This window comes from Laspinema sp. D2d (assembly GCF_025370755.1).
Taxonomy (GTDB): Bacteria; Cyanobacteriota; Cyanobacteriia; order Cyanobacteriales; family Laspinemataceae; genus Laspinema.
In genome coordinates this window covers 14,850-32,886 of sequence record NZ_JAMXFC010000022.1, presented here as the reverse complement: position 1 = coordinate 32,886, position 18,037 = coordinate 14,850, and the positions used below count along the sequence as shown (strand labels likewise).

The 18,037-nt window shown below is 48.2% G+C and carries 13 protein-coding genes; 7 read left to right on the top strand and 6 right to left on the bottom strand.

The features are described from left to right. Positions 1 to 599: 599 nt before the first annotated feature. Both NG796_RS15530 and moaA read left to right on the top strand, forming a co-directional pair. Positions 600 to 1,181: an Npun_F5749 family FMN-dependent PPOX-type flavoprotein gene (locus tag NG796_RS15530; protein ID WP_261207762.1), complete on the top strand. Its 582-nt coding sequence runs from the start codon at positions 600 to 602 to the stop codon at positions 1,179 to 1,181. Between the two features lie 159 nt (positions 1,182 to 1,340). Next, positions 1,341 to 2,417, top strand: coding sequence for a GTP 3',8-cyclase MoaA (gene moaA, locus NG796_RS15525; RefSeq protein ID WP_261207761.1), 1,077 nt, complete (start codon positions 1,341 to 1,343; stop codon positions 2,415 to 2,417). Between the two features lie 315 nt (positions 2,418 to 2,732). Here moaA and rpsD read toward each other — a convergent pair whose 3' ends face one another. After that, the gene (gene rpsD, locus NG796_RS15520; protein ID WP_261207760.1) at positions 2,733 to 3,341 is read right to left on the bottom strand and encodes a 30S ribosomal protein S4; all 609 of its coding nucleotides are present in this window, start codon (positions 3,339 to 3,341) and stop codon (positions 2,733 to 2,735) included. 153 nt (positions 3,342 to 3,494) lie between these two features. On the opposite strand from rpsD, the gene NG796_RS15515 reads away from it, so the two are divergent. Next, the gene (locus NG796_RS15515; RefSeq protein ID WP_261207759.1) at positions 3,495 to 4,115 is read left to right on the top strand and encodes a hypothetical protein; all 621 of its coding nucleotides are present in this window, start codon (positions 3,495 to 3,497) and stop codon (positions 4,113 to 4,115) included. A 168-nt stretch (positions 4,116 to 4,283) separates the two neighbouring features. Here NG796_RS15515 and NG796_RS15510 read toward each other — a convergent pair whose 3' ends face one another. Next, on the bottom strand, positions 4,284 to 4,451 hold the full coding sequence (locus NG796_RS15510) for a metallothionein (protein ID WP_015148782.1): 168 nt from the start codon (positions 4,449 to 4,451) through the stop codon (positions 4,284 to 4,286). Positions 4,452 to 5,200: 749 nt separating this feature from the next. On the opposite strand from NG796_RS15510, the gene NG796_RS15505 reads away from it, so the two are divergent. Both NG796_RS15505 and NG796_RS15500 read left to right on the top strand, forming a co-directional pair. Beyond that, on the top strand, positions 5,201 to 6,739 hold the full coding sequence (locus NG796_RS15505) for a YcjF family protein (RefSeq protein WP_261207758.1): 1,539 nt from the start codon (positions 5,201 to 5,203) through the stop codon (positions 6,737 to 6,739). Between the two features lie 64 nt (positions 6,740 to 6,803). Then, positions 6,804 to 8,201 (top strand): GTP-binding protein, encoded by a 1,398-nt coding sequence (locus NG796_RS15500; RefSeq protein WP_261207757.1) that lies wholly within the window; start codon positions 6,804 to 6,806, stop codon positions 8,199 to 8,201. 291 nt (positions 8,202 to 8,492) lie between these two features. Here the strand turns inward: NG796_RS15500 and NG796_RS15495 are convergent, their stop codons facing one another. Then, positions 8,493 to 11,849, bottom strand: a complete 3,357-nt coding sequence (locus tag NG796_RS15495; RefSeq protein WP_261207756.1) for a glycoside hydrolase family 15 protein — start codon at positions 11,847 to 11,849, stop codon at positions 8,493 to 8,495. Positions 11,850 to 12,113: 264 nt separating this feature from the next. Here NG796_RS15495 and NG796_RS15490 point away from each other — a divergent pair, with 264 nt between their 5' ends. Then, positions 12,114 to 12,851: a WecB/TagA/CpsF family glycosyltransferase gene (locus NG796_RS15490; protein ID WP_261207755.1), complete on the top strand. Its 738-nt coding sequence runs from the start codon at positions 12,114 to 12,116 to the stop codon at positions 12,849 to 12,851. A gap of 124 nt (positions 12,852 to 12,975) precedes the next feature. Here the strand turns inward: NG796_RS15490 and NG796_RS15485 are convergent, their stop codons facing one another. Next, on the bottom strand, positions 12,976 to 14,874 hold the full coding sequence (locus NG796_RS15485; RefSeq protein ID WP_261207754.1) for an ABC transporter ATP-binding protein: 1,899 nt from the start codon (positions 14,872 to 14,874) through the stop codon (positions 12,976 to 12,978). A 335-nt stretch (positions 14,875 to 15,209) separates the two neighbouring features. Here NG796_RS15485 and NG796_RS15480 point away from each other — a divergent pair, with 335 nt between their 5' ends. Beyond that, on the top strand, positions 15,210 to 15,956 hold the full coding sequence (locus NG796_RS15480) for a pentapeptide repeat-containing protein (protein ID WP_261207753.1): 747 nt from the start codon (positions 15,210 to 15,212) through the stop codon (positions 15,954 to 15,956). Between the two features lie 307 nt (positions 15,957 to 16,263). Here NG796_RS15480 and NG796_RS15475 read toward each other — a convergent pair whose 3' ends face one another. Beyond that, entirely contained in the window at positions 16,264 to 16,575 is a 312-nt protein-coding gene (locus NG796_RS15475) for a hypothetical protein (RefSeq protein ID WP_261207752.1), read from the bottom strand. A 250-nt stretch (positions 16,576 to 16,825) separates the two neighbouring features. Continuing rightward, positions 16,826 to 17,788 (bottom strand): cysteine synthase A, encoded by a 963-nt coding sequence (gene cysK, locus NG796_RS15470; RefSeq protein WP_261207751.1) that lies wholly within the window; start codon positions 17,786 to 17,788, stop codon positions 16,826 to 16,828. Between the last annotated feature and the right edge of the window lie 249 nt (positions 17,789 to 18,037).

Sequence of the window (18,037 nt, the reverse complement as noted above, 5' to 3'; positions counted from 1 at the left end):
CAACTATTTTTAACCTATTCTAAAGAATTAGACCCTTACCTCAAAAATGGAGTTTTGGCAATATTTGATTTTTTAAAAAACGTAAACTTTTGTCAAGAATAATGTTGAGCAAACTCATCGGGGAAACAGAAGGGAAGGCAAAAGTCATACCCACAATTCCTGGGAATGATTGGATTGGGACTCCTGATTTTGAAGGATCAGCGATTGGCTTGAGTATGAGCTATCGGGTTTACAAATTTTTTGCAATCGATTTAATCCCAATCAAGCCGGTGAAATCCGGGGATAAATGTCACGAAGGAAAAGCTTTTTTCCCTCCCGATAGGCGAAGAAAGCGACTCCCCTCCATCCTGCCGAAATTTTGCATTAATAAAGTGAATGGTTCCCTGATTTTTTCCGCTCCACTCACCTTTCCTGCCGGGGAAAACGACCAGAAAGCCAGGAACTTATTGTTATTTGTAGTCTAAGTGAATCCCAGTCACTGGGGTGATTTCTACAGATTTAATTCATAATCGGGGAGAATCATCTCAGGTTGAAAGGGCGATCGCCTTTGCTATCGAGATAGAATAAAAAAGCCCCTCTAAGCGCCATCTCCTTGAATCATGTCTCTTGCACCGTGGCGATCGCCCCTATCTCATGCCCTTCATCGCAACCGTAGCCGCCCCGAGTCTCGCTACTTCCAACTCGCCACAATCCGCCCCGATGGCACTCCCGCTAATCGAACTGTCGTCTTTCGCGGCTTTTTAGAGGAAACCAACCAACTCAAAATCGTCACCGATGCCCGCAGCCAAAAAGCCCAACAAATCCCCGCCCATCCTCATGGCGAAGTCTGCTGGTACTTCCCCATGACCCGGGAACAGTTCCGCCTCCAGGGTCACCTGATCTTAGTAGACCCTCATACTCCTGACCCCGCCTTGCAACAAGCGCGTTGCCGGGAATGGCAGCAACTCTCCGACACTACCCGACGCCAGTTTTCTTGGCCCGAACCCGCTGCACCCTGTGGCGATCGCGATGATTTCTGTCCTCCGGTTCCGGATACCAGTCAACCCCTGGCCCAATTTTGTTTACTTTTACTCGATCCCATCACCGTAGATTGGTTAGAATTGCGAGGAGAACCTCAAAATCGCTGGCTTTATCAATTCAATGGCGATCGCACCTGGTCTCAGCAAGCCATTAATCCCTAAACATCAGGGTCAACCTGCGGCAAATCTCCCTGTGATTCGCCCCTCCTCACTGCCACTTATCAAAATTTTTGAGAGCAACTCATCAAAATTTTGATAGATAGAACCCCACACCTAAACGAGAGTCTGAAAGGGTTTTCGTTAGAATAAGCAAGATATCCGATGAAAGCATCTAGGGGTCAAATGGGCAATCTTGTGGAAACCAACCCGGTAAAAAATACCACTCAGACAATTGAAGTCCCGCCACCGCGAAATCGAGTGGATTATCTGAGGATTAGTTTAATTGACCGCTGTAATTTTCGCTGCCAATACTGTATGCCAGAAGGGGCAGAACTTGACTATATCCGGCAACAAGATTTACTCACTCGGGATGAACTGTTAACGTTACTCAAAGAAGTTTTTATCCCCGTGGGATTTACGCGATTTCGGTTAACGGGAGGAGAACCCCTTATCCGTCCAGATGTAGTAGAAATTGTCCAGGCGATCGCCTCTTTACCCCAAACTCAGGATTTAGCCCTTACTACCAATGGGTTTTTCCTAGCCCAAAAAGCTCAAACCCTCTATGATGCCGGACTGCGCCGGATTAATATTAGCCTCGACTCTCTGGAAGCCCAAACCTTTGATTTCCTAGCCGGAACTCGCGGAACTAGCCGCTGGCAACAAGTTTGGGACGGGATTCAGGAAGCTTATAGGGTTGGATTTAACCCTTTAAAATTAAATGTTGTCGTGATTCCTGGGGTCAACGATCGCGAAGTTTTAGATTTAGCTGAATTAACCATTGCTCGAAATTGGCACGTTCGCTTTATCGAATTCATGCCGATCGGGAATGGGGAATTATTTGGGGATCGCGGTTGGATTCCTTCAGAAGAACTGCGCCAACGAATTCGCGATCGCTGGGGATTAACCACCGGACAAGTCACCGGAAATGGTCCTGCCGATGTATTTCAAATTCCCCATGCTAAAGGCACTATCGGATTTATTTCTCAGATGTCGGAATGCTTCTGCGATCGGTGTAACCGAATGCGCTTAAGTGCCGAAGGTTGGTTACGTCCCTGTCTCCTCAACGAAACCGGCCAAATTAATCTCAAAACCGCCCTGCGCAACGGTATTCCCCTTACGGAAATCAGACAACAAGTCGCCCATTTACTCGAACTGAAACCGGAAATCAACTACAAACAGCGAGACTCCGGCACAGAAACCGGCAGCTACAGTCGTACCATGTCTCAAATTGGAGGATGAGGTTGGGAGATGGGGGAGATAGGGGAGATGGGGGAGATAGGGAGGATGGGGGAGATGGGGGAGATGGGGGCGAGTATGTTCTGGTGAGTCGGCAGAATCAAGTCAGGAAGATCCAATCCATCTTGATGGCAGTCCTCCCAATCTCCCCTCTCCTCCCCATCTCCCCCATCCTCCCTATCTCCCCCATCTCCCCCATCCTCCCCATCTCCCCCATCCTCCCCATCCCCAAACTAAAAGCCCCCTTGCTGACGGGTTTGGGGGCTTTGAAAAATCTCTAATTAGGCTGCGCGGTAAGAAGCAGCGAGACTTGAAACGTTAGGCTTGTCGAGAATAGTATTCAACCACCAGGAGCTCATTAATTTGTAGCGCGATCCATTCCCGCTCAATAACTCCATTGACCTTGCCTTCTAGTTTGTTCTTGTCAAACTCTAAATGGCTCGGCATATTAGCTAATCCAGGAGATTGCAAGTTAGCTTGGACCATCTGGCGAGATTTTTCCCGATCGCGGATGGCAATGATGTCTCCGGGACGGCAATTGTAGCTGGGAATATCCACAACCCGACCATTGACGGTGAGGTGACCGTGATTGACCAATTGCCGTGCTGCTGGAATCGTGGGTGCCATTCCCATACGGAAAATGGTATTATCCAGACGCATCTCCAGCAGTTGTAGCAGCACTTGACCCGTAGAACCCGTGACGCGACGGGCGCGACGGACATAGCGCAGCAGTTGCTTTTCGCTCAGACCATAGTTAAAGCGCAGTTTTTGCTTTTCTTCTAAGCGGACTGCATATTCTGAGCGTTTTTTGCGGGCTTGCCCGTGCTGTCCTGGGGGATAGGCCCGCTTAGGAGTCTTGCGCGATAATCCGGGCAGTTCTCCTAAACGGCGTACTATTCTCAGTCTCGGGCCTCGATATCGTGACATTCCTTTTCCTCGTCAGTTGTTACACAGTTTTCCCAGACTCTCTAGTATAGATCTTTACTAGGTTCAGTTTCAAGTCTAACTTTAGATGACTTTGTGCTCAGAAACATCGGTTTAGGCTCAAAAGTCCTGTTTTTTGTCATGAGGAGTCTTTAAATGATGATGATTCGGAAAATTCGCAGTCGCCTGGGGACCAGCGCCCCCACTCATCCCGACTCTCCGGCGCAACGGTGGCGCAAAGGTGGACTGTTGGGGCTTTCCCTGGTGGCTCTAACGGTGGGCCTCATCCCGTTAAACCCGGCACCGGCATCGGCTCGAAATAATGATTACAATCGCTGTGCGGCTGAGTTACTCGATCGCCAACTCTCGCCGGAAACCGTGGCCCTAGCTTGTGCATCGGCCCTCCGTCCCGAAGAACTTTCTGAGTGTGTAGTTGAGATCAATAGTCGCACGGATATTTTGGCCGAAGATGCCTTGACTCGTTGTCAGCAGGTGCGTCGCCCTCTGGAGTTGGCAACCTGTGTGGTGGAAATTAGCGATGGATCGACGGAAGGAGAAGCCCCTTTAATTCTCGATTTCTGTCGCCGCAGTTTGTTACCGGCGGAGTTTTCTGAGTGCGTAGTAGGGTTACAAAATCAAATTGACTTAGTGACGTCTCAGGCGATGTCGGTTTGCATTGATACTCGCGATCGCGTGGGTTCACCCTTGCCTAATTTTATCCCCGGCAGGGAGCCCCCAGCCCCAACTCGCCCCTCGCCAAATCTCCCCTCTACTTAATTCCCTAAACCTTCAAGGGTGCGGCTATACGAACAAAGTCCGCCTGCGCGGACTACTCTAAAAAAAAGACTGTTACCGCCGGATTGGGTTTATCAGCCCTTGCTTCCAAAAAAATGCCCTCATTCTCCTTGACTACAGGAATGAGGGCATTTTTGCTGATGATTAAGATTAAGAGTGACAGTCACAACCCGAGTGTCCACAACCTGTTCCATCTACATGACCATTGGCACAGGCATCAGAACAGTAGGGCTTGCCATCTTTCATGACGGCTTTATCCGTCGGAACCACGCACAGACAGGATTCACAGGCGCATTTCATTTGAGTTACGGTCGTCATTGCTCGACTTCCTCCATTAATTCTGAATTCATCTTAACACATGAACAACTATTCATGTATTTTTTTACTTTTTTTCTTAAATTAGGGTAGGGGTGCAAATCGCTGAGGGCGATAAAGGCTGGAAACCCTCTGGTAGCAAAGGATTTAAAAAAGTTTTACTTTAGGGGTTGTCAAAACACTTAAGTTCAGGTTATAGTAACTTCAGTGACGCGGGATAGAGCAGTCTGGTAGCTCGTCGGGCTCAATACGCAAGTTAACTACACGCTTGAGAGTTAGCATTGCGATGGGCTGCATACTAAGGAAACTGGTATGCGATCGCCTCTCAAATTCGGGGAAGCCGGTAGCGCGGTAATCCCGAGCCAAGCTCTGAACAAGAGAAGGTGTAGAGACTCGATGGGAGGCACCCTAACAGGTAACGCTGAGGGTGAAGGGAGAGTCCAGACCACAAACTGGAAAAATCCCAGGCAACGAAAGTTGTAGATGGTACGCATAACCCGAAGGTCGGTGGTTCAAATCCGCCTCCCGCCATTACTAAAACAAAACCCTGTAATCGTAAAAGATTACAGGGTTTTGTTTTGGAACCCTTTTACTGGCATCGTTATCGTAAAATCCGCACTGGAATAGTAGAGGTGGAACTGTAACCGTAGCCGTTAAAATGGAAATAGAAAAGAAGGGCGATCGCGTATCGGAAACTGTTTGCCCCCGGTTGCCCCACGAATCAACATCTATAAAAAAAGTGGGATAATTTTATGGCGGTTAAACTGCAACGACCTATTTTAATTGGCGGTTTGGGCTTATCCTTTGGACTGTGGATGATGGAAAGTTTGCATCATTCCTGGGGAGAAGCGGGGGAATTTGGGGTACTCGGCGCGATCGCGATCGGTGCCGGTTTTTGGTTATTCAAAAAGCGGGAACCGGCAACCATCAAACCGATCGCCGCTGAATCGGTAACCCCAGAGATGCTGGAAAAAGCCAAAACTCAAGCGGAACTGGCGATCGCCAAAATCGAAGCAGAGGCAGGGGATGCCAAAATCATTGCTGACTTAAGAACTCGCCTGATGCAACTCTCACCGGATGCAACTCGGAAGGCACTGCATCTGGCGATCGCCGGAGGTAAAAGTACCGGCAAAACCAAAGTCATGCAATGGTTACAGTCTAACTGGCAGTCCCAAACCGATAAAACCTTGACCTTTGCAGAAATTCCCGCCTTATTTACGGCGCGGGATGCGGATGAAGGGTTACCGTTACAAGCAACTGCGGCATGGAAACAGGCAGTTGCGGCGGATTTGGTGGTATTTTTGACCAGTGGTGATTTAACTGACTCAGAATTTCAAGCCATCCAACAATTGACGATAGCAGCGGTCCCGGTTTTGGTGGCGTGGAATAAAAAAGACCAGACGTTACCGGAACAACAGGCAGGAATCTTGCAGCGTGCAATTGATCGCCTGGGATTGACATTAAATCCTGAAAATGTAGTAGCAATTTCCGTCGCACCCAATCCGGTGAAAGTGCGGCAACATCAAAGTGATGGGACAATGGTTGAGACAATGGAACAACCGGAACCCGAGGCCACTGCTTTGATGACGCGATTACAGCAAATGGTGACACAAGAAAGCCAACAGTTTGTAATCGCCCAAAGTTACCGGCAGGCAGTGGCTTTAAAAGCGGAAGCACAACAGATATTAAACCAACTGCGTCGCGATCGCGCCATGCCAGTCATTGAGAAATATCAGTATATTTCCGCTGCGGCAACCTTTGCGAATCCAGTAGCAGCGTTAGATTTGTTAGCCACAGGTGCGGTTACGACCCAATTAATTGTGGAATTAGGGGAGATTTATCAGCATCCCTTTTCCTTTGACCGAGAAAAGGCGATCGCGGCTGCAATGGGGGAACAACTGGTGAAACTGGGAGTGGTAGAACTCTCTACCCAAACCATTTCCGCCATCCTCAAAAGCAACGCCGTCACCTACGTTGCTGGGGGAGTAGTCCAAGGAATTAGCGCCGCCTATTTAACTCGGTTAGCGGGTTTGAGTCTGATTGAATACTTCCAAGCGCAAGACGTGAGTGCGGAGTCCGGGATTAATTTGGAACAACTGAATCAGACTTTAAAAGCGGTGTTCCAGCAAAATCAGCGGATGGCATTTTTGCAAGGATTTGTCAAGCAGACGGTGACAAGATTCGTACCCGAATCGAAAAAGTCGGAAAGCCTCACTGCACAAGTGAAGGCTTTGCAGGAGAATAGAATAGCAGAGAGTGTAGCGATTCCGAACCTTGAGCCAAGCACCTAAAACCCCCAACCCCACCCCATCTACTGCCGATTTGAATGGTTCAAACCGGCAGGATGTCCAGTATATGAACCGAGCCCGCGCCAGCATTCGGCAGGCGCAGTCTTTCTATTCGCAACAGCGGCGATCGCGACAGCAGGCGATGGATGTCAAGCAGCTTGCAGCGATGCAGGCACAACTTGACAATCTGTCAGCTACCCTCGAACGACTCGATGGCGGAATGATTCGGATTGCCGCTTTTGGGTTAGTCAGTCGGGGTAAATCCACGGTGTTGAATACCTTGATGGGTCAGAAAATCTTGACAACAGGACCCATTCACGGGGTGACCCAATGGCCGCGATCGGTACAATGGGATGTCGGGGGGAATCTGGCGGTGGAGTTGATTGATACCCCCGGATTGGATGAGGTGGAGGGTCAAGTGCGATCGGAGATGGCGCGGAATATTGCTCGCGCTGCGGATTTGATTTTATTTGTGGTATCCGGGGATATTACCCGGACGGAATATGAGGCACTCTGTGAGTTGCGCCGGACTCAGAAGCCGTTGATTTTAGTATTTAATAAGATAGATTTGTATCCGGAACAGGACCGGCAGGCGATTTATCGACAGTTACAATATTTTGCCTCAGCCAAACAGAAGCGGAAACAGGCAGCGGTAGAGAGTGAGGATGATTGGGTGGAGGTGGATCAAACTCCAGGCGATCGCCTGCCGCATCAGGAAGATATTGTTATGGTAGCGGCAGACCCGGCCCCGTTGCAAGTGAGAATTGAATGGCCCGATGGTCGGGTGTCTTACGAGTTGGAAACCCCACCGCCGCAAATTGAGGAATTAAAGGACAAGATTTTGCAGGTGGTGCAGGAACAAGGGCGATCGCTATTGGCGATTAATGCCTTGGTGCAAGCGAAAGATGCTCAAGAAGAGTTAGCGAAGGCAAGTATAAAAGCGCGACAGGAACAGGCAGAGTCGTTAATTTGGCGATTTGCTCAATATAAGGCAGCAGCGGTGGCGCTGAATCCGTTAGCGCTGTTTGATGTCTTGGGAGGTGCGATCGCCGACTTGCTGTTAATTCGGGCATTGGCGCGGCTGTATGGATTACCGATGACAGGATATGAAGCGGGTAAGCTATGGCAGCAAATCCTATTTAGCAGTGGCGGGGTACTGCTGAGTGAATTGGCGAATGGACTGTTTATGGGATTTGGCAAGAGTGCCGCAGCGATTATCGGTGCATCGGGAGATGTCGGGGGGATGACTGGGTATGTCGGCGCTGCGATCGCCCAAGCATCTGTAGCCGGATTTGGAACCTACAAAGTCGGACAAGCAGCACAAGTCTACTTAGAACAAGGCTGCACCTGGGGACCATTGGGTGCAAATACTGTCATTCAGGATATTTTATCCCAAGTCGAACCCAACACCGTCTTATATCGCCTCCGGGAGGAATTGCAGCAACAATTAGAGGTAAAAAATTAAATCAATCCCTTTGAAAACCGGAGTTCGGATTACAATCCCTCTTTACCATACTTTTCGCAGGATTATAACTCCCCCTTGCTAAGGGGAGGGCTGTTTCATTCTCACGCTGGCCAAATTCATTTTTGGGTTGTTCATAAGCTTTTTCTGGCCGGGGACCCAGATTGATATCCTACTTTTTCGGTAAAAAGTAGGATATCAGGCCGAAAACCCTTGGGCTGTAAAGCTTACGGTGCTAAGGAAAATTTTAGAATGAAATAGCCCTAAGTTTCTGGTCCCCTTATCAGAGTTGAATTACCCGACGGCGATCGCCTTGCCAAATTTGGTCAGATAGCGGAAGGCTTTCACAACGAAACTGGCGCAAACATAGGGAGATGTATTGTAAAATGACGGCCATGCCAAGGCTTTATCTTCATCATAAAAGTCGCTGCGTTCGGGATGAGTCTCTATCCAAGCTAATCGCACGGCATGACCAATTAAGACATCCAGAACGATATATTCCTGAATCTGTAAATCGGGGTTGCGATCGCAAATTGCTGCGAGTTCCATCAAGGTTTCAATATTTACTTGTCGGTATTCGGGGGCCTGAATTTTATTCAGTAAATGTTCCACCCGTAGAGCAAAATTTTTCTCCCCAGGGGTCATTTCTGCTAAAATTAACTCGCTATCTAAGCGGTTGCGGCGTTCTAATTTATCCCCAATCACCAACCCTTTGCAATGTTGCATGACTTGCCATACCCGAGGATAAAACTCTTTGGGAACTCGTCCGGCAGCACCGTCTAACTGTCGCCGTCGCTGCCAATTTCCAGAGATTTCTTCGGTTTCAGTGGGGGATGGAAGCACTACCCATTCAATCTCTTGTTCCTGCTGTTGGACGTGCATGGATTCTTGTTTTTTCAGGAGTTTATTCATCCCGGCATATCCTTTCAAAACTTCTCGCAACCGGGTATTAATCTGAAAGGGACTTAATTCCATTACCCGTTCATAGGCTTCATCTTGGGTAAGGTTTAATTCTTTGGCGAGTTCACTGGTAATCAGCAAGATTAAGTAACTCACGCGCAGGGTAAGCAATCCATCAAATAAGTCCGGTTCGGCTTTGATTAATAACCCCAAATAGAGTAAAATCTCTTGAGTCAAGACACGATCGCGAATGTCTTCCCCGCAAAATAGTCGAATCTTGTCCACAATTTCTGTATAGGACATCGGACGAGAAATCAGGGATGCCTCAGTATAGGCTTTGCCGACGGTAATCTGCTTTTGCCGGACTAGGATATCTGTCACGGCATCGGATAACCCAATATCTACTTTATTTAATAACCCTGCTGCACGACGGACGACGGACCAATGAATCTGCTTTTCGCCGGTGTTTTCATCGGAACCCGCGATCGCCTCGGGTTTGGGAGTCTTTCTCGGTTTATTTCCGGCGATCGCACAATCCCCGATCGCCTTGCCTGTTCCCGCCTTGAAATAGACTTCATTGAGCAAATCTGCCACTGTCACCGGGCGTCCGGGTCCTGCCAGTCCTGTCTCAAACTCTAATCCCCGCAAGCGACAGAGGGTATGCAACAGTTCGATTTGTTCATAGAGATTACAGGAGGCCCGCAAACTGTCCAGCAACAATCCAGGATCGGTCTCACATTCTAGCATGAACTCTTGGGTATGACTCAAAGGCCAATTTTTCTCGGCATCGTAAGCCAAAAAATAACAAGCGGGTGCGGCATTACTCACCGGATTCTCACTAAACTGAAATTCATGGAGAAAATCAATTCGCTCAATGCTGCCGGTGAGCATCAGTTGATTCAGTCGTCCCAATTTCACCGGCGTCCCTTCGCAGTCCCCGTCCCGTAATTCTTTCATCAGTTCCAGCAATGCTGGGAGAAATCCCTCACTACTGCCATCGCTTTCCAACATGGCATGAGTCAGCAGTAAGGTGACTGTCGGACGTCCTACCCCATGACCCCCAATTTGCGGATAGCGCCACCAATGGCGATTGATATAGGCTAGTTCGCCCTTGATGTTTGATACCAAAAAGTGATAATCTAATGTGAGATAAAATTCTTGTTGATCTAAGAAGGACGGCAAGAATACAATCGTTTCCCCACGAATCCGAAAAATATTAGAGGTTGTGAGACTCCGCAATCGGCGCACGGGTCGTCCGGTTAAACCCAATTTATCGTTCCGGCCAATTTGTCGATAGACGCTGGAGAGGTCTCGTGCTTGTCGCACTTGAATCGGTTCGACTTCTGCTGGGGTTTGGGTGGCGATGCCGTGATAGGCGAGTTCGGTTTGCAGGTCTTCATCTTCCGCAAGCAAGGCGATTTGGACAACGGGTTTGCGGCGTCCAGCGAGGGTGCGGCGACGTCCTAACGGGTCGATGTCCCCTCGGTCTAATAATCCCTCATCGAGCATCAGACCCAGGAAATAGAGGCTTTGTGCCCAAACTAAGGGGAGATTTTCATTGGGGAGACGGGGTTGGGTCTGCGGATGGGTCCGTTCGGCTTCGACGTTCTCTGCGGGGACGTAATACAATTCGGGAAGGAGTTGCAATCCATAGGATTCGACAACGAGGGAGTTGAGGCGTTCTTTATAGTCTTGTGTTTGGGTGCGATCGCCTCTAAAAATCCCATCTAGGAACAAGTAGGTGAAAAATAACGGCCACTCACATTCAATATTCTCAAACTGTTTCAGTTCCCAAGGTTCGTAATGCAAGCGCCAGGGATCTTCCAAAACCGTTTGATGTCCATCGCGCAAAAACCGCTTGCAGCCGTATTTCCCTTGTAATTTAGTGATGACTTTCTGTTTGGTGCGATCGCATAAAGGACCATCTTCGATCGCAAAGGCCGGAAATGTGATAATACTCAACAACGCCGCATCCACTTCCTTAGAACTCGATTCCCGAGGTAGAATCGATTCCAGAGTCTGCCTTGCGCGGGCAATTTCATCCGCCAGAACATGAATCACCGAACTCTGAGACCCTTTGACCCCAAACAGATTCACCCCATTAATTGCTTCTAACGCCGCGAGTGCCATGCCAATGGAAGAAGCATTTAATTCGGGGTTGCCTTTATTAATTTTATTTCCCCGTTCCCAGATTCCGTAATCGGGAGTGCGATAAGCTCGGCCAATATAATAGACTAAGTTTTGAATAAAATTAACTTCATCGACGGTATAAATAATGGATAACCCTGAAACAGTCATTTGAGCTAACATCAATATAAAGATTGAAGTTGCATCAATTTGGAGATGTCCCCATTCATTATCTCCGACGACGGTATCTCCTGTGTGGGTATCGAACTTGGCGTGCAAACAATCCAGGAGGGATTGAGTTTCTTTGAACTGTTCCACCTTATCTGCTTGTCGCATCATACAGAACAGCAATCCCCGCATCAACTTCACCACACTATGTTCTAATTCATAAGTGCGTCCTTGGGAATCATCCATTTTGCGATAAGCGAGGGCCAACCCCCAGACGGCAAGAATGCTATAAACATTGTCGCGCACCCAGGCATCAGTATAGTCACCATGAGCATTGATAGCCGTAGAAGCCGGTAACAGTCCTGTAATCGGATTTTGGCGCACGAGAATGAGGGACTGAATCTGGTGATAGTAATACTCTAATCGGGTTTGACGTTCGGTCGAGGTCAGGCTCATGAGGTCGCTTGGGGTTGAAGAAACAGTAAGATTGGACTCGGTGGGGGGTTTATCCTCGTTGGTGCGCGGGGCTTTTACCTCGCCTAGAGAATATCCGGGCGCTTTGATGCCAATTTTATAAATAAGAGCGCACCTTATTATCCGTAATTTTTATAAAACTGAGGTTAATGGTAATAAAATTAAAATATAATTAAAATCCAATTTAGTCAAGAATAGGCTGAGGCGTTAGCAAGCTGGAAGTAAGGGTCTAAAAATAAAAGGGTTATGTTACAGGTGTTGCAAAAATTTTCTGTATTAGGACTGCCGATTCATATTACCACTCACTATCGAGACTGGTTACAGTCACGTTTGCAGCAACGCCAGGGTACTCATGTGGTGACGCTGAATGCGGAAATGGCAATGCAAGCGCTAGAGACTCCGGCCCTCGCTGAGGTGATTCATCAGGCGGATTTGGTGATTCCCGATGGTGCGGGAGTGGTGTTTTATTTTGTCGTCCGGGGTCGAAAAATCCAACGCTGTCCTGGTATTGAACTAGCGGAGTCCTTGGTGCAGTTAGCGGGGGATTTGGGGGAAGAGTGTTCTACCTTTTTCTTTGGGGGGAAACCGGGAATTGCTGAGATAGCGGCGAAGCGATGGCAAACGGAGTTACCAGGATTGACGATCGCCGGGACCCAAGATGGATACCTGTCGCCAGAGGATGAACCGGCGTTCAAAGCGCGACTCCAACAACTGCAACCCCGATTGATTTTAGTTGGATTAGGCGTTCCCCGACAAGAGTTTTGGATTCGAGAAAATCGCTATTTATGTCCCGAAGCAATTTGGGTGGGTGTTGGCGGCAGTTTCGACATTTGGTCGGGTCAAAAAGAACGAGCACCCGTCTGGTTACAACGCCTCCAGATGGAATGGGCGTACCGTCTCTATCAAGAACCCTGGCGTTGGCGACGGATGTTAGCATTACCCCAGTTCGCCTGGATGTCCCTAAAAACCGCCCTCCGGCAGTAAGAATGAAGGATGTTTTCCCGGGTTCAAGGTCCCAATAGCACTCAAAACCTTGAACCCCATCCACCCCATCTCCCCCATCCACCCCATCTCCCCCATCTCCCCCATCCACCCCATCTCCCCCAAACTACGCCGACACCTGCCGCTGTGCTTGTTGTTCTTCGATGCGATCAAGGGTGCCAGTGGGGATAGAGGCGATGAGCGATCGCGTGTAGTCTTTTTGAGGGTTGCTGTAAATGCTTTCTGCGGGACCTACCTCTTCTACTTTGCCTTTATTCATGACGAGAATGCGATCGCTCATAAACTTGACCACACTCAAATCATGAGAAATAAAAATATAGGTGAGTTTAAACTCATCCTGTAATTCTTTTAGCAAATTCAGCACCTGCGCTTGGACGGATACATCTAAGGCGGAAACCGACTCATCGCAAATAATAAATTTAGGATTTAGCGCCAATGCTCTAGCGATACAAATCCGTTGTCTTTGACCTCCGGAAAACTCATGGGGATAGCGATTCATCAATTCCGCATTTAATCCCACTCGTTCTAATAAATAGGCCGATCGCTCTCTGCGCTGCCGTGAACTCTCACCCACTCGATGTATTTTCAACGGTTCCATCACCAAGTTCCCAATGCTCATTCGGGGATTGAGGGAACTAAACGGATTTTGAAAGACAATTTGCATTTCTCGGCGCACTTGTCGTAAGCTTCTCCCTTCCAGTTTGCCCACATCTTGCCCTTCAAATAACACTTTTCCCGCAGTGGGTTCAATTAATCTTAATAAAGTGCGAGCCAGAGTGGTTTTACCACAACCCGATTCTCCTACTAATCCCAGAGTTTCTCCCGGATATACTTCAAAAGAAACCCCATTTACAGCCATTACATACCGTTGGGTTTCTCCAAAGATACCGCGCACGGGAAAAGCGACTTCTAGGTTACGAACTTCTAATAAGGGAGACTTTTGCTGTAAGGTTGTCAACCGGCGGTGGATGTCCGCCTCACTCACTTCTTGGCTATTTATTACCCCATCCAGGGAGTCGTCAGTTTCGCTATGTTTTTCCCGAATCTCGCGATCTCCGCTGGCGTTGGTGACCACTTCCATAAAATCCGAGACTGTCGGCAGATAAATTAACCGGCGATCGGGACGGGGACGACAAGCTAATAAACCTTTTGTATAAGGATGTTGAGGATTAGAAAAAATTTGGAGAACCGAACCCTGTTCGACAATTTTACCTTGGTACATCACCGCGACGCGATCGGCGATTTCCGCAATTACCCCAAGGTCATGGGTAATAAACATCATGGACATTCCCCGGCGATCGCGCAAATCCCGCATTAATTCTAAGATTCTCGCCTGGACTGTCACATCCAGGGCCGTTGTGGGTTCATCCGCAATCAGCAGAGTCGGGTCACAGGAAATCGCCATTGCAATCATGACCCGCTGAATTTGACCCCCAGAGAGTTCATGAGGATAGCGCTTCAAAATCGCCAACTTTTGCTGATTCACCTGTTGCATGATTTCCCGTTCCGTTGCCGTTTGGGGAAGCTGCACCTGTTCGCGCAACTCTGCATCACTGGGTAGTAATTTCACCTCTTGTAAAGCAGCGATCGCCCGTCTTCTGGCCTCCGATTCTGATACCTGATGATGCAGCAAAATCGCTTCAGTGAGCTGAAATCCGATATTATAAACCGGGTTCAAAGAACTCATAGGTTCCTGAAAAATCATCGAAATTTTGCCCCCGCGATACTGCTGCTTTGCGTGGGGAGGCAAGGTCAATAAATCGATGGGTTCTTCGTCCTGAGTTCCGCGAAACCAAATTTCGCCCCCGGAAATTCGTCCCGGAGTCGGCACTAATCCCATCACCGCCAGAGAGGTGACGGATTTCCCAGAACCCGACTCCCCAACGATCCCCACAGTTTGCCCGCGTTGGACGGTAAAGGAAATTTGGTCAACCGCTTTAATGGGTCTTCCTTCGGTGAAAAATTGGACTTGCAGATTGCGAACATCAAGAACGGTGTCTGTCATGGAGAATTAGGGGGAAAAGGTAGGAAGATTGTAACAGGGTCAGTTCGATAGATATTGTAGTGTAAGCGGTAATGTTAGAAGAAAAACTGCATCCGTATGCTCTCAATAGTAACCCACTCCAGAGCAGGAGCGATCGCCGCGTACTCTCTCAATCGCGGATCCTGGCACTAAAAACTGCATCAAAGCCTGGAAAAGCCCCCACGGTCGCTGCCTCCACCCGATTAATCGAGTTGATTGGGTGAAATCTTCTCCTCCTTCTATTAAAGGCTGCATGAGAAACATCTTTTGATAAAATTAGAAGGAATGTAATTGCCTTCAAGGAAAGCATCGAGATAATGGATATTGATGAACTTCTCAGCCGATATGATGCCGGTGAAAGAGATTTTAGCCGGATTAATCTCCAAGACGTCAATCTAACGGGATTAGTGTTAGAAGGAGTCAACCTAACCGGAGCCGATCTAACTGGATCCAACTTAACCGGCTCTAGCTTAAGTTACGCCGATTTGAGCGGAGCCAACTTAACCAGGGCAACATTAAATCATATAGATCTTTATCAAGCCAATCTGAGTGGAGCAATCCTATCTGATGCCAGTTTATACCAAGTTAACTTCGGCCAAGCTAATCTATCTGAAGCAATCCTACCCGGACAACTATCTCAGGCAAACCTAAGCGAAATCCAGCTACCCGGAGCTCAGTGGCATAAAATTATTCTCAATGAAGCCAATCTAAGTCATAGCAATCTGAGTAAAGCCATTCTCAGTGAAGCAGATTTGAACTGGTCTAATTTAACGGGTATAGATCTCAGCGGAGCAAACCTTCGGAATGCTCAACTATATAACGCCATTCTTATTAAGAGTAACTTAACTGGAGCTAACCTAGCTGGAGCCAATCTAGGGGGAGCCAACTTAAGTAATGCACGCTTAATCAATGCCAATCTAGGTGGAGCGATTTTATCCGGAACAAACTTGACGAATACAGATTTTAGTCAAGCGAGACTGCGTGGAGCAATGCTGGATATTTCGGACCTAAATAAAGCCCTCTTGACAGGTACGCAAATGCCTGATGGTAGTATTCACGATTAAGCCGTTCCAGAAAACATTTCCCCTCGGGTGATTTCCTTTTCTTAATGGTAAGATGTGGGACTCCTGATCGCCCTAGGGATGATATTAATAACTGATTTATTTGAAGCATCCTATGCAAAAGTTGTAATGTTGAGACGCTTGAGATCCGTTTGAAAAGCAGAGGCTAAGGGTGCGGAAAAACAGAAAGAGGCGATCGCTCGCCTCTCTATCAACAAAATCTTTTAATACTTGGATTCATCCAGGGGATTGACTAAGGGATGAACTCGAAGGATTCACCTTTTCCTTAGAGGGCGATCGCTTCTTTTAGTTACTGCGGGGTAGGGTTTTGATGGTTTTGATGCTCTTCAGGGTTGGGGGTATCTTCTCCACTGCCCATCATGCCACCATTCATTTTGGCTTTGCAGCGTTCTTTCATTTCTTGCATTTCTTGCATTTGCCCCCTCATTTCCTCCATTTGCGCCCTCATTTCTTCGTGTTGTTGCTGCATCTGTTCAAGAGTCATGGGGGGGACCTGTCCTGTGGGTCTTTGTGCGAATAAAGGACTTGCACTGACGACTAAAAGGGTCAAACCTGCGGCGGCGGTTCCTAGGACGGTTTTGGTAAATAAACTTGCGTTCATTTTGACTTCTCCAGGGCTTAATTTTTTCCTGTTAAACCCAGGATAAACCCTCCGCTTAAGGGGAGAGTCTAGGGGTTTTCACAATTCTTTACAATGGGGTGGATAATGATGCGGGGGCGATCGCCGCTAGGGGGTTTTCCGGTCCCTGGTGTCTGCATGGAAGGCCCCAAGGCGAACTCGACACTGTACCACAGAAATCAGATTTCTGGGTCACCGTGTCGAGTGGAGGAAAAAAATCAATGAACAGAGATTAACTAATCGCCGCTGCCTCTTGGAGTTCAGGATCCTGGAAGAGGGGAGTGCTCAGGTAACGTTCCCCAAAACTTGGCTGAATCATGACAATCAGTTTCCCTTGATTTTCTGGCCGTTGGCCGATGCGGATAGCAGCGCATAAGGCAGCACCGGCAGAAATACCCGAGAGGAGCCCTTCTTCCCGGGCCAACCGACGACCGTAAGCCATTGATTCCTCATCGCTAACGATAATTACTTCATCAATGAGTTCTACCTTCAAAACATCAGGAATGAATCCCGCTCCAATGCCTTGGATTTTATGAGGACCGGCAGATCCGCCGGAGAGAATGGGACTGCTGGTGGGTTCAACGGCGATCGCCTTAAAACTAGGTTTGCGCGCCTTAAGCACTTCTGCCACTCCGGTTAAAGTCCCACCCGTTCCAACCCCAGCAATCAAAAAATCTACTTCCCCATCCGTATCTTCCCAAATTTCTTCCGCTGTCGTCTCCCGATGAATCTGCGGGTTGGCGGGGTTGCTAAACTGTTGCAACATATAGGCATCCGGGGTACTGTCCACAATTTCTTGAGCGCGACCGATCGCCCCTTTCATGCCCATATTCCCCGGAGTCAATTCTACCTTAGCCCCATAAGCGCTTAACATCAATCGGCGCTCTTGACTCATGGTTTCTGGCATCGTTAGAATCAGTTGGTAACCCTTTGCAGCAGCAGCCATTGCTAGGGCAATTCCAGTATTTCCCGAGGTTGGTTCAACTAATATGGTTTTTCCGGGAATAATTTTCCCCTCCTCTTCCGCGACATTAATCATATTGACGCCGATGCGATCCTTCACGGAAGAGGCGGGGTTCATTCCTTCTAATTTCACCACAATTCTAGCCACACAACCTTCGGCTTGGGGAATGCGGTTTAAATCGACTAAAGGTGTACGACCGACGAGTTCTGTAATATTTCGAGCTATTTTCATGACTTTACTGAATGGATAGGGTTAGTGGGATGATTGACTGTTGAAAACGGTACAGCGCCAGGTTGCACTCACCGATTCCAGAGGGTTTCCCTTGGGGAATTTTGGGGGTTAACCCGACTCCAGTAAACGCTTGAGAATGGGGGATGGTCAAGGTTGATGTAATAAAACTTTACTCATCAAACGTCCCATTATGTGAGAGGCGACTGCCAAGTTTTGATAAATGAATCAATCCAAACCCTATTTCTCTAA